The organism is Bradyrhizobium sp. 23 (genome assembly GCF_023073295.1).
Taxonomy (GTDB): Bacteria; Pseudomonadota; Alphaproteobacteria; order Rhizobiales; family Xanthobacteraceae; genus Bradyrhizobium; species Bradyrhizobium canariense_D.
Genome location: NZ_JADPJF010000148.1, coordinates 676,381 through 688,300 on the forward strand (window position 1 = coordinate 676,381; position 11,920 = coordinate 688,300).

Annotated in this window: 14 protein-coding genes; 1 reads left to right on the plus strand and 13 read right to left on the minus strand. The window is 64.6% G+C overall.

All coding sequences use genetic code 11. The annotated features are described in order from the left end of the window. A partial coding sequence (locus IVB32_RS36570; protein WP_247412968.1) for a substrate-binding domain-containing protein occupies positions 1-727 on the plus strand: 727 nt, incomplete at its 5' end. A 23-nt stretch (positions 728-750) separates the two neighbouring features. Here the strand turns inward: IVB32_RS36570 and IVB32_RS36575 are convergent. The 13 genes from IVB32_RS36575 to IVB32_RS36635 all read right to left on the minus strand — a co-directional run. Further along, entirely contained in the window at positions 751-1,377 is a 627-nt protein-coding gene (locus IVB32_RS36575; protein ID WP_247338704.1) for an NAD(P)H-dependent oxidoreductase, read from the minus strand. A gap of 3 nt (positions 1,378-1,380) precedes the next feature. Then, complete coding sequence (locus IVB32_RS36580) at positions 1,381-2,955, minus strand: isochorismatase family protein (RefSeq protein ID WP_204510803.1); 1,575 nt, start codon at positions 2,953-2,955, stop codon at positions 1,381-1,383. Positions 2,956-2,973: 18 nt separating this feature from the next. Further along, a complete protein-coding gene (locus IVB32_RS36585; RefSeq protein WP_007593031.1) occupies positions 2,974-3,822 on the minus strand; it encodes an MBL fold metallo-hydrolase in 849 nt (282 codons plus the stop codon). 41 nt (positions 3,823-3,863) lie between these two features. After that, complete coding sequence (locus IVB32_RS36590; protein WP_247412969.1) at positions 3,864-4,748, minus strand: amidohydrolase family protein; 885 nt, start codon at positions 4,746-4,748, stop codon at positions 3,864-3,866. Next, positions 4,745-5,866 carry a VWA domain-containing protein gene (locus IVB32_RS36595; RefSeq protein WP_247412970.1) on the minus strand — a complete coding sequence of 374 codons (1,122 nt, stop codon included), beginning with the start codon at positions 5,864-5,866 and terminating at the stop codon, positions 4,745-4,747. The genes IVB32_RS36590 and IVB32_RS36595 overlap by 4 nt, the downstream gene beginning before the upstream one ends. Next, positions 5,863-6,744 carry a MoxR family ATPase gene (locus tag IVB32_RS36600; RefSeq protein WP_018458729.1) on the minus strand — a complete coding sequence of 294 codons (882 nt, stop codon included), beginning with the start codon at positions 6,742-6,744 and terminating at the stop codon, positions 5,863-5,865. Before IVB32_RS36600 ends, IVB32_RS36595 begins: the two co-directional genes overlap by 4 nt. 7 nt (positions 6,745-6,751) lie before the next feature. Next, on the minus strand, positions 6,752-7,771 hold the full coding sequence (locus IVB32_RS36605) for a molybdopterin cofactor-binding domain-containing protein (RefSeq protein WP_247338708.1): 1,020 nt from the start codon (positions 7,769-7,771) through the stop codon (positions 6,752-6,754). A gap of 1 nt (position 7,772) precedes the next feature. Further along, complete coding sequence (locus IVB32_RS36610) at positions 7,773-9,368, minus strand: molybdopterin cofactor-binding domain-containing protein (RefSeq protein ID WP_247412971.1); 1,596 nt, start codon at positions 9,366-9,368, stop codon at positions 7,773-7,775. 11 nt (positions 9,369-9,379) lie between these two features. Next, on the minus strand, positions 9,380-9,856 hold the full coding sequence (locus IVB32_RS36615; RefSeq protein WP_085350838.1) for a (2Fe-2S)-binding protein: 477 nt from the start codon (positions 9,854-9,856) through the stop codon (positions 9,380-9,382). A 5-nt stretch (positions 9,857-9,861) separates the two neighbouring features. Then, on the minus strand, positions 9,862-10,680 hold the full coding sequence (locus IVB32_RS36620) for an FAD binding domain-containing protein (RefSeq protein WP_085350839.1): 819 nt from the start codon (positions 10,678-10,680) through the stop codon (positions 9,862-9,864). After that, positions 10,677-11,126: an SRPBCC family protein gene (locus tag IVB32_RS36625; protein WP_018458733.1), complete on the minus strand. Its 450-nt coding sequence runs from the start codon at positions 11,124-11,126 to the stop codon at positions 10,677-10,679. The genes IVB32_RS36620 and IVB32_RS36625 overlap by 4 nt, the downstream gene beginning before the upstream one ends. A 5-nt stretch (positions 11,127-11,131) precedes the next feature. Further along, positions 11,132-11,569, minus strand: a complete 438-nt coding sequence (locus IVB32_RS36630; RefSeq protein ID WP_018458734.1) for an SRPBCC family protein — start codon at positions 11,567-11,569, stop codon at positions 11,132-11,134. Between the two features lie 9 nt (positions 11,570-11,578). Then, positions 11,579-11,920, minus strand: a 342-nt coding sequence (locus tag IVB32_RS36635; protein WP_276576790.1) for a flotillin domain-containing protein, incomplete at its 5' end; no start/stop codon positions are given.

Consider the following 11,920-nt stretch of genomic DNA (forward strand, 5'->3'; position numbering starts at 1 on the left):
GCGTGTCGACGTGTTCGATCCGGACGTACTCGCCGCCGCGCTGGAAAATCTCTCGCCTGCCTATCAGGGCGTCGCCGTGATCGCGCTCGACCATCCCAGGGTGCGCGCCGCGATCGACGAACTCACTGCGCGCGGGGTCGCTGTGGTGACCCTCGTGTCGGACGCGCCGAGCTCGCGCCGGCTGCACTATGTCGGCATCGACAACCCGGCGGCAGGCCGCACCGCTGCAACGCTGATGGGACGGTTCCTCACTGGTCGCAAGGGGACGGTGGCCGTCATCGCGGGATCGTTGTCGCTGCGCGATCACACCGAACGGCAATTCGGCTTCCACCAGATCCTGTCCAGCGAGTATCCGAACCTGCACGCGCTGCCCGTGATCGAGGGCCGCGACGACAGCGAGCGCACCCGGGAGCTCACTGCGGCACTGCTCGCGCGCCAGCCCGATCTGCGCGGCATATACTGCTGCGGCGCCGGGAACCGTGGCATCGCCGACGCGCTCGAGGCCTCGGGACGGTCGCGCGAGGTGGTCTGGATTGCCCATGAGCTGACCCAATACACGCGGCGTTTCCTGGTCCGCGGCACGCTCGATGCCATCATCAACCAGGATCCCGGCCACGAGGCACGGTCTGCGGCGCGAGTCCTGCTCGCGCATTGTTCGGGTGAGCCGATCAGCCCCGACCAGGAGCGCATCCGCATCGACATTTTTCTGCGGGACAATCTGCCGTAGCCTCGACTGACCTGCGGGGCGCATCAGAAGCTCTCGGCCATTGCGGCCAGACGTTGGTGGGCTCTTTCGCGGGACGCCTCGATGGGCTGTTGTGGTCCAGTGGTTGGTCCGATCGGAATGAAACGGACATTGCTGATGCCGACAAAACGCAAAATTTCGCGCAGGTAAGGCGTTGCCATGTCGATGCGCCCGCGGTTCATTCCGGTGGCGAAATCGCTGCCACTGGCAATGATGACGATGGTCGGCCGGTCCTTCAGCAACGGGATATACCCCAGCGACGGATCGAACCGAAAGGTGAGCCCGGGCTGGACGATGATGTCGAACCATTGCTTGAGCTTATAGGGAATACCGAAGTTCCACATCGGCGTCGAAATCAGCACCCGCTCGGCGAGCGCTAAGCGCACCGCCATCCGCTCGGCTTCCGCGAAGCTGTCGCGCTGCGCGTCGTTGAAGGCCTGCGCCTTCATCCGTGCATATTTGGCTTCGACAATGGGGCCTGAAAATTCCGGCAAGCGCTCGCGCCAGAGATCCATAACGTCCACGTCCCAGTCGGGCCGAGCTTGGCGAAAGCCGTCGAGGAAAACGCGTGCGCCGGCGCCTGACCAGGAGTCGTCGCGGGGCGAGCAGGACAGGTGCAGGAGCTTCGCCACCGTTCATCCCAGCGCTTTGATGACCGCATCGGCCTTGGTCACGACGGCGACGTTCTGCATGGCGAAATTGATCGACGCGGCGTGCCAATCGGCGTTCATGGTCGAGCAGCAATCCTCGGGAACGATCATGAAGTAGCCCTTGTCGGCACCGGTCCGCGCCGTGTGCTCGACCGACATGTTGGTCCAGGCGCCGGTGTTGATGATCATGTCGCGGCCGGTGGCTTTCAGGATCGTTTCGAGCCTCGTGCCCTCCCAGGCGCTCATTCGTACCTTCTCGACCACGAAATCGCCGGGCCGGGGTTCGAGACCTGACACCGGTGCCGCCCCCCAGCTTCCGCGCACCATCGCCTTGCTGTCGACGAGACCCTCGAACAGCGGCGCATTCAGCGTCACGCCGGGCGCGCCGGGCTCGACGACGAACCAGACATGAATGATAGCGACGCCGCGCACCCGCGCCGATTCGGCCAGGCGGCGGACATTCTCGACGACGCGCTGCTGCTTCGCGTGACCTGGCGCGCCGGAATCGGCAAAGGCGCCGCCGTCCATGATGACGTCGTTCTGGAGATCCTGGATGATCATGGCGCAGCGTCGCGGGTCGAGCTGCATTTCGCCGTCGGCAAGGATGGGGGCAGCGGAAGCAGAGCCCGCGGCCGCCGTGCCGCTGCCTCGCTTGCCGCTCATATAGGGCTCGTGGCGCGGTCCGACCCTGGTGGGAATGGCATAGACCGAGTGCGTCGAAGTCAGATACAGCGTGCGGAAATCCGGCCCGCCCCAGGTAAGGTTGGCGACGAGTTCGGGCAAGCGGAGCTTGCCGAGCAGCTCGCTCCGCGGCGAATAGACCCAGACCCCGCCGGGTGCCGTAACCCAGACGTTGCCGTGCTGGTCGCACTTCATGCCGTCGGGCAAGCCGGGCTCGAGCTCGGAGCGGATACCGCTCGCGAACACACGCGCACTCGACAGCGAGCCGTCGCCGTTGACGTCGAATACACGGATGAGTGCCTGTACGGTGTCGTTGACATAGAGCAATTTCTCGTCGGGCGAGAAGCACAGCCCATTCGGCTGGTCGAACAGATTGCGATCCACGACCAGCTTCGGCTCGGCGCCGGGCACGACGCGATAGACGCCCTGGAAACCGAGCTGCCTCGGCCGCTCGACGCCATAGACCGGCATGCGGCCATACCAGGGGTCCGAGAAATAGATCGCGCCGGAGGAGTGCACGCAGACGTCGTTGGGGCTGTTGAGCTCCTGTCCCCCAAAGTGCGAGGCCAGCACCTCGCGCCGCCCGTCCGGCCGCTCGCGGATCAACGACGATGTCGCGTGCTCGCAAACGACCAAATTAAGTTCGGCGTCATAGGTCATGCCGTTGCATTTGTTCGACGGGCGTTTGACCTCGGCAATGCCGTGCCGCGAATCCCAGCGCCGGCGCACGTCGCCCGGCATGTCTGAGAACAGCAGATAATGATCGACCGGATGCCAGATCGGTCCCTCCGTGAAGTCAAAACCGGTGCCGATTTGCGCGACTGGTGCGTAGGGATCGATCAGGGTCTCGAATTCGGAGCGCAAGGTGACGTGGGTCATCGGTCGATCCTCTGGCGTCTAGGCCGGAAACCAGTTGCGCTGGGGCAGAGACTGCACGACCGGCCCAGGCACCTGGTCGTGCAGCCGGCCGACGACGTTGCCGCCTTCGATCTTGGCGGGGCGGTCGTGGACCGGCAGCAGATAGCGCGAATTGCTGAGCAGCTTTTTGATGGCGGCCTTCTCGGCCCGCTTGGTGGTGCCGTGGTTGCCAGTGGTGCGTGGCTCCCAGTCGTGGATCTCGTTGAAGGGCGTCACGATCTGATCGTTGAAATCGTAGATCACGTCGCCGCAGATGGTGGCGATGCCGTCGGCGGTTTCGACGATGATGTTCATCGAGCCCTCGGTATGCGCATTCGCAGCGTCGCAGTAGACGCCCGGCATCAGCTCGATGGGACCTGTAATCTCGAGGTCGAGAAAGCGCAGCGCACTCTTGGTGTGCAGACGGTCGATCAGATGCTTGATATCCGGCGCCGGATATTGCGGATGCATCAGGCCGGACACGGAATATTCAAGCTCCCGGCGGTTGAGGACGACGGTCGTGTTCATCGGAAACAGATCGTCCTTGCCGGCGTGGTCGATGTGCAGATGGGTGTGGCAGACGAAACGCACATCGCCCATCCGCACGCCGTGCCGCGCAAGCTGGTTCTCGATCATGTGCTCGTGATACTGCAGGCCGCGCATCCCCAGCGTTTCCATGATCTGGTTGGAACGGTAACCGGTGTCTACCACGACCGGATACTTGCCGCCGAGGATCAGGAAACCGAGGGTGAGGACGCGGCGGGTGCGGCCGCAATCGCGGCCGAGAACCAAAAAGCTCGATTCCAGCTCAATATCGCCATAGTCCAAAATCTTGATCTCCAGCGGCATTCCGTCCCTCCCTGTGTCCGTTCTCGTTGTTTCCTCGGCGCTCAGAGCCGATAGACGCGCATAGCGGTGGTCTTGAAAATGGCTTCGCGCTGATCATCGCGTAGCGGCGCCGCGGCGGCACGGAATGCATCGATCAACGCGCGATAGCTGGTCCACAATTTCTCGATCGGAAAATTCGAGCCGAACAGGCAGCGTTCGGCGCCGAAGATCGCAATCGTATCGGTCAGGACGGATGCGACATGCGCGGGGTCGTTGCGGTGGATGAAGGTTCCGAGCCCCGATAGTTTCGACACGACGTTCGGGCATGCGGCGAGGCGGGCCATCCCGGCGCGCCACGCGGCGCGGCCTGCCGGTGAAAGGTCCTCCAGCATGCCGGCGTGCTGGAGGATAAAGGTCACCTTAGGGCAGGATTCCGCAAGGCGCGCAGCGTCAGGCATCTGTGGCGTGAACACCTGAAGGTCAAAGCTCCAGCCATAATCCGCAAGGCGGGCGATATTGCGCTGGATCACGGGATCGGTGCAAAGGTCCGGCCGCGCGGCAAAGCGATAAAGCGGTTTCTCGTGCCAATGCAGTTGCATGCGAACGCCGCGTACGAGGGCATAGCGCTTCAGGCGGTCGAGCTGTGGACGCACGTCGTCCACCGAAAAGTCGGCGTAAGCTACGATGGCATGCGGCCAGCCGTGCTCCTCGGCGGTCTGCTGCACCCAAGCGGCCTCGTCCTCGAAGCGGTCATTGGCCCAGTTGGTCTGGACATAGACCGAGCGGGTAACGCCGCTGCCCTCGATGTCGCCGAGATATTCCTCGATCGGGTAATCGCGCCGGATCGGCTCGTATGGACCGAAGATGCGCGGCTGCATCGGACCCACCAGCCAGGGCAGGTCGGTCTGGCGCCAGATATGATGGTGTCCATCGACGACGTCGGTCACGCAACTCTCCTTTGTCCCAGCGCCAGCACGTGCGCGACGATCGACGCGCTCGAGCCACCATCGACGAGGTCGTCGACGAAGCGTTCGATCGCGACCAGCGCTTCGGTCTGCGGGCGAAAGTCGGGACCAGACGCGAGCGGCGTCAGCCAGCTCACGCGCCACGCACGGCGCGATAGTTTCGCGACCGCATCGCGCAGCGCATCGGGTTCGCCCCGTTCCAGGCCGTCGGAAACGATGATCACGGCAGCGCCCCGAGCGTATCCGCCGAAGCGGGGCACGGCGAGAAAGGCCTGAAGGGCGTCACCGATTCGGGTGCCGCCGTCCCAGTCGCTGACCGCATGGGCCGCCGCCCTGAGCGCCTGCTCTCGGCGTTTGAGTCGCAACGGGCGGGTGATGCGGGTCAGCCGCGTGCCGAAGGTGAAGACCTCGACGTTGGGCGCCGCCTGCACCAACGTGTGCGCGAACTTCATATTCTCTTCGGTGCGGGTCTTCATCGAGCCGGAGACGTCAATCAGAAGCAACACCTTGCGTGGGCGCTGCCGCCGCTTCAAACGCCCCATCCGGAGGATTTCGCCATCGCTGCGAACGGAGTCGCGCAGGGTGCGGCGCAAATCCGCGTAGGGTCCGCTGCGAGCCCGCATGCGGCGATGGCCGCGCCGCTTCGGCAGGCGCCTCGGCGCCTCGCGGGACAGCCGGCGCAGCGCATCGGTGGTCGAGAGCTGCGCAAAGCGGCGCTCGACCAGGGCTTCGGCGCGCGCAGCTGCGAGACCGGACTCGTTGGCCTCGTCCGACAACAGCGGCTCGTCGTTTCCACGGGCCTCCTCTTGCAGCCGAACAGTCTCGTCGTCCTCACCGTCATTGACGCGGTCGATTGCCTCGTTCCCGCGAAAATGCAGATCGAACAGCCGGTCGAACGTTGCGCGACGCTCTGGTGGAGGGGCTAGTGTTGCGAGGGCTGCCTGCCGAATGTCCTCCAGGCTGCGGGGACCGAGCAACTGGATTGCGGCCAGGAACGACGTCGTCTGTTCCGGTGCGACGGCAAATCCGTTCGTTCGCAACAATCCGACGAACGAGATGAATACACGCGCAGCGCGCGGCAATTCGGGTTCGGCGCTCATGCAGAGGCCTCCGCCAGCAGGGCATCGAGGCGCGGCGAAATGAAGTGCAGATCCTCCTCGTCTTTCAAGGCAACGCCGATCGAGCGCCTGAAGGCATCAGGCCACCGTGCGCCGCCCTTGTGCAGCAGCGTGGCGGCCTCGGCCCAGTCGACGGCCTCGGCGATCCCGGGCGCCTTGCTGAGTGGTTCGCGTCGCAGCTTCTCGACGGCGGCGACGACGGCCCGCGCGGTGCCCTCGGCGACGCTGGAGGCCCGCATCATCACGATGCGCGCTTCGCGCTCGGCGGAGGGATAGTCGATCCAGTGATAGACGCATCGCCTCCGCAACGCTTCATGAAGATCCCGCGTGCGGTTCGAGGTCAGGACGACAACCGGGCGCTCAGAGGCGCGAACCGTACCGCGCTCCGGAATCGAGATCTGGAAGTCGGACAGGAACTCGAGCAGGAAGGCTTCGAATTCTTGGTCGGCGCGGTCGATTTCGTCGATCAGCAGCACAGTTGAGTCAGGTGCGCGCAGCGTCGCCAGCATCGGTCGCTCGATTAAAAACGTTTCGCCGTAGATGTCGACGCTCTCATCGCCGGCCTGGCGGATTGCGAGCATCTGGCGCGGATAGTTCCATTCGTAGAGTGCGGCAGATGCGTCGATGCCTTCGTAGCATTGCAGGCGGATCAGGCGGCGGCCGAGGACCGCGGCAATGGCTTTGGCGGCCTCGGTCTTGCCGACGCCCGGCGCGCCCTCGAGCAGCAATGGCTTGCCGAGTGCCAGCCCGAGATAGGCTGCGGTCGCCAGCCCCTCGTCGGCAAGGTAATAGGCTGCCCGAAGCGCTTTCTCCAGTGCCTCTGGGCTGTCGATGCCGACGATGTTGCTGCGGACGGCCATCGAGACCTCAGCGCCGCGCCTGAGGGCGCGCGCCGCCCTCCTTGATCGCGCGCAGCACCTTCTCCGGCGTAATCGGCAGATCGTCGATGCGCACGCCGACGGCGTTGAAGATGGCGTTCGCAACCGCCGGCAATACGGGATTCGCGCACATTTCGCCGGGCCCCTTGGCGCCGAAGGGGCCATCGGGAGCGGGGCGTTCCAATACGGCGATGTCGTGCGGGCAGATATCGCCAGGACCGGGCATGACATATTCGACGAAGTCGCGAGGGCCGTGGACCGGGTCGGGATAATAGGGTTCTGGCGTCTCGTAGAGCGCGTGACTGACGCCCATCCAGGCGCCGCCGACGAGCTGTTGCTCGACCAGGCGCGGGTTGAGCGCACGGCCGAGCTCATAGGCAGAATCCATGCGGATCATCGTGACCTCGCCGGTCTCGTCGTCAACCTCGACCTCGGCGACGAGACAGGCATGGGCGTAACAGGTCGCCGGCGACATCTCGCCGGTTTCCGGATCGACATTGGACAGAGGAACCAGGAAGATGCCACGGCCGGCGATGGTCTTGCCTTGCTTGAACTGCGCGGCGATGGCGACGTCCTTGGTGGAGATCGAGCGGTGCGGCGCGCCCTTGACGTGGATGTTGCCACGCCCGTCGGTTTCAAGATCGGCGGCGTTGACCTCCAGTTCCTCCGCGGCGGCCTCCATCATCACGCCGCGGGCCTCGCGCGCCGCCGCCATCACGGCATTGCCGACGCGATGGGTGCCGCGCGAGGCGAACGAGCCCATGCAGTGCGGGCCGGTGTCGGAATCGGCGGTGTCGACATAGACGTCCTCGACGGGCACGCCGAGCGTCTCTGCGCAAATCTGCCGCGTTACCGACTTCATGCCCTGGCCGAGGTCGATCGAGGATAGCGCCACGGTGAACTTGCCGCTTGGATTGGAATGAACCAGGGCTTGGCTGGGATCGCCGCCGAGGTTCATGCCGATGGGATAGTTGACCGACGCGATGCCGCGTCCGCGATGTCGGGTCATCTCAACGTCTCCTGGTGCCGAACACGGATGAGAAGCGGCCCGCCCCATGCGAGGGCGATGCCGGCCGCGGTGGCTGCGGCGGGGGCGGAGCGGGTGGTGGGGGCTCGCGCGGCGGTTCCCGTAACCCGGCCGTCGGCAGGCGATCATAGCTCGTGCGCTGCTGCGCCGGCGCAGCTGTCCTCGCGGAGGTGTCGGAAGGCGTCCGCGGGATGGCGGCGCGGCTGCCGCCACCGTCCTTGCGCGAGGAGGCGCGCTTGAACTCGTCGCGGATCGGCCATTTGGCTTTCTCCGCGGCGACCTGGACGCACTCGATCAGCGCCGTGTTCTTGGCCTCGCGCCGATGCGCCTTCATGTCGCCGTCGCGATAGGCATTGAGAATGCGGAACTCCATCGGATCCATGCCAATGAGATTCGCGAGCTTGTCCATCTGGCACTCAATCGCAAAATCCATTGCGGTGACGCCGAAGCCGCGCATCGCGGTCGCCGGCGTACGGTTGGTGAAGACGCAGTAGACGTCGCCATAGACGTTCGGGATGGTGTAGGGCCCTGGCAGGTGGGCTGCGCATTTCACGGCTGCATAACTGGAGAGCCGCGTATATGCGCCGCTGTCGAAATATGCGCGGATCTTTCTCGCGACGACCCGGCCATCGCGCATCACGCCGTCCTTGATGTAGATGCGCTCGGCGCCGCGCGGCGGGCCGTATTGCATCTCTTCTTCGCGTCCGAACACGTAGCGCACTGGACGTCCCGTTAGCATCGCACCTAGGATGCATAAAGGTTCGGTCAGCGTGTCCACCTTGCCGCCAAAGCCGCCGCCGACGGTGCCGCCGATGAAATGGAAGGTGTTGGAGGGGACGTCGAGAATCTTGGCGCAGGTGTCAACCGAGAAGAACAGCGCCTGCGTCGACGTATAGACGACATAGCGACCGTTGGTGTCGGGCGCCGCGATCGACCCGTTGGTTTCAGTCGGCGCGTGCTCGATTGGTGACATCTGGTAGCGTTGTTCGAGCACGTGATCGGCAGTCGCGAGTGCGGCATCGGCATCGCCGAAGCGGAGCTTTTGGTGGTCGTATCTGTCGTGATAAATGAAGGCATTCTTCGGATAGGTATCGTTGACGACGGGCGCGCCCGCCTTCAGCGCATCTTCCACGTCGAACACGGCCGGCAGCGGCTCATAGTCGATCCGTACCTTCGCAATGGCCTCAAAAGCCTCGCGCTCGCTGTCGGCGACGATGGCTAGGATCGGCTCACCCTTGTAGCGGACCTTGTCGACGGCCAGCGACGGCTCGTCGTCCTTGCCGAAATTGATCAGGCTCAAAAGTGTGTTGAGGTTGCGGGGCACGTCCGAGCCGCGGATGATCCGGCGCACGCCGGCTGAGCGTTCAGCGTCGGTTGTGTCGATCCGCCGGATCCTTGCGTGCGAATGGGTCGAGCGAACGACTTTCAGGTGCAGCATGCCCTGGAGCTTGTGGTCGTTGAAATAGCTCGATGTGCCCGTGACATGGCCGAGCATGTCCTGGCGCTGTGTGCCCTTGCCGATCTCCTTGAGATCGTCGTCGCGCTCGTCGGCGAAAATGTCTTTGCGCAGTTCCAGCATGATCTGGTCCTTCAGGCGCTCACCCGGCCGCCGGAGGCAGCGAGGATGGCGTTGATGATCGGCTCGTAGCCGGTGCACCGGCAGATGTTGCCGGAGATCGCCTCGACGACTTCAGCGCGGCTCGGGGAGGGATTGCGATCGAGCAATGCCTTGGCAGCCATCAGCATGCCCGGCGTGCAATATCCGCACTGGGCAGCAAAATTCTCGGCAAAGGCGCGTTGCAGCGGATGGAGGTTCGGTCCCTGCTTCAGGCTATCCAGCGTCTCGACGGAGCGGCCCGCGACCGTCTCGGCCAGCGTCAGACAGGAGAGATGAAGCTCGCCATCGATCAGAACGCTGCACGTGCCGCAGCCGCCCTGGCCGCAACCGAATTTCGGCGTTATGTCGCCGATCAATTCGCGGAGGGCGACGAGCAGGTTGGTGCCGCCATCGACGAAAATGGCGACCTCGCTGCCGTTGTGACGAAATTGCAGGGCAGTCTTGGCCATACGATCTATTCCTGACCCAAGAGAAGACGACGCAGATGTACGCCGACGATCTCGCGGCGATACCAGGCGCTGCCGAGCGCGTTGTCGGATGGCGATGTTCCTTCCGCGGCTGCGGAGGCTGCGGCCGCAACGGTCGCGGCATCGAGCGATCGGCCTTCCAAAGCGCGTTCGGCCGCCCGCGCACGTATTTGCGTCGGCGCCATCGATCCCAATGCAATTCGTGCCCCGGCGATCCGTCCGCCACTGATTGGTAGATGTGCGGCGAGCGTGATGACCGAGCCGCCTTTGGGCTTGATCCGCGCGATCTTGCGGTAGCGGAAAGCCTCCGGGCTTGTCGGTCGCGTGCAGGACACCGACAGCACGAGCATGCCCGCCTGCCTTTCACGCGACTGCAAAAACTCCTCAATTGGAATGTCGCGCGATCCAAAGCCGCCTTGCAGGGCCACCGTGGCATCGAGCGCAAGCAGGGCGACGGTGAAATCGCCATAGGGATTAGGCGCAAACAGATTGCCGCCCACCGTACCCATGTTGCGCACCGCCGGGCCGCCAATCGAGCGGGCAGGGGCGTGCAGGAAAGCGAGGTCACGCTCGCCCAGAATCCGGGCGAAAGTTACGCCAGCACCCAAGGTGATCCGCGGACCAGATGGGTCGATGCGCGTCAAGGCTTGGTCATTGGCGCGCACGATGGTCGAGAGCGAGATATCGCCTTCGTTCAGAGCGCGCATCACGAGCGTGCCGCCACCGAGATAGCGAGCGGTGCGATCGGACGACAGCGCGGCGGCGGCCTCGCTCGAGCTTGTGAAGGTCTTCACCGTCACAGTCATGTTGACACAGCCTCCTTGAGGTGTCGGCGGATCGCTACGAATCCCGCTTGGTAGATATCTTCCGCGACCATGTGGGTGATACGATCCTTGTCCTCCGGCCGCGTCGAGAAGCGCGATTCCCAGTGCCAGAAGGTACGGTCGCCGTCCGTCACGGGCAGCAGGCGGACGTGGGCTACGTAGTTGAACATCGGGACCGGCGTATCGAGCAGGCAGTAGCTGAAGGTCTGCTCCAGATCCGACAGCGTCAGCAATTGCTCGCGCAGCTCCGAGCCGTCCTGCAGCTTGAACCGCCTGACGCAGCCGATCTTGTCCGAGGCCTGCGCCCGCTCGATGGTGGAGGCCGCGACCGCCGGATGCCAGCGATCGTGCCCGTTGAAATCGCGCAGCACCGCCCACACGGACCCGGTCGGCGCATCCAGGATCGTGCTCTTGACGATATGCGGCACTGCGCTCAGCCTCCGAACTGGCGTTTGAGGGCGTCGAAGCCGCCCTGGAACACGCCGCCGCCGATATTCGCGACAAGCTCCGCCTCCCGCTCGGGTGCGCATTCGAACTCAGCGGTCCATTCCATGAAGGTCTGGTCGCCATCCGTGACCGGCGTCAGCCGAAGCGTCGCGACGTAGTCCTCGACCCCCATCGGGGATTCGAGGATCGAGTAGGTGCAGAACATGTCGTAATCGGACAGGCCAAGCAGCTTTTCCCGGATGCGATCGCCGTTGCGGAGGCGAAAATCCCTGACGCAGCCGATCTTGTCGGAGGGCTCGCCACCCTCGATGCGGCTTTCCGCAATCGCGGGATGCCAGTTCGGCAGACCGTTGAAGTCGCGCACTCGCGCCCAGACGCGATCGTTGCGCGCCTTGACGACGGTCGAGACGTAGACGCGGGCCATGGTGCGACCTCAGCTCTTCTTTCGGGGGCTGCGCTCGGCGGGCGGCTCGCCGTCGGCTGCAGGCGAGGGTGCAGCGGCTGGCTTCTCGCCACCGCCGCCCTTGCGCGCGGAGTCCTTGATGCCCTGCATGTCGCGAGCCTCCCGGATCAGGCCCGGCATCCTGGCGAGGTTGCCGCCTTCGACGCCGATGTCCGCCAGAAGCGAGTCGATCAGCGGCGCCTGGACGCGGTAGCGCAGTGCCGAGTCGATCACCTCGTCGGTGGCACTGCGGCTGCCATTGCCGCCATGGCCGTTACCATTGAGGCCATCGACCTGAAGGATGCGGATGCCCTCGATCTTCTCCATCGGCTT

Coding starts and splice junctions, on each gene's coding strand:
- IVB32_RS36605 (WP_247338708.1), bottom strand. CDS start 7,771: ATGACCCGACATCGCGGACGCGGCATCGCGTCGGTCAACTATCCCATC.
- IVB32_RS36610 (WP_247412971.1), bottom strand. CDS start 9,368: ATGCTGGAACTGCGCAAAGACATTTTCGCCGACGAGCGCGACGACGAT.
- IVB32_RS36615 (WP_085350838.1), bottom strand. CDS start 9,856: ATGGCCAAGACTGCCCTGCAATTTCGTCACAACGGCAGCGAGGTCGCC.
- IVB32_RS36595 (WP_247412970.1), bottom strand. CDS start 5,866: ATGAGCGCCGAACCCGAATTGCCGCGCGCTGCGCGTGTATTCATCTCG.
- IVB32_RS36580 (WP_204510803.1), bottom strand. CDS start 2,955: ATGACCCACGTCACCTTGCGCTCCGAATTCGAGACCCTGATCGATCCC.
- IVB32_RS36600 (WP_018458729.1), bottom strand. CDS start 6,744: ATGGCCGTCCGCAGCAACATCGTCGGCATCGACAGCCCAGAGGCACTG.
- IVB32_RS36630 (WP_018458734.1), bottom strand. CDS start 11,569: ATGGCCCGCGTCTACGTCTCGACCGTCGTCAAGGCGCGCAACGATCGC.
- IVB32_RS36620 (WP_085350839.1), bottom strand. CDS start 10,680: ATGACTGTGACGGTGAAGACCTTCACAAGCTCGAGCGAGGCCGCCGCC.
- IVB32_RS36585 (WP_007593031.1), bottom strand. CDS start 3,822: ATGCCGCTGGAGATCAAGATTTTGGACTATGGCGATATTGAGCTGGAA.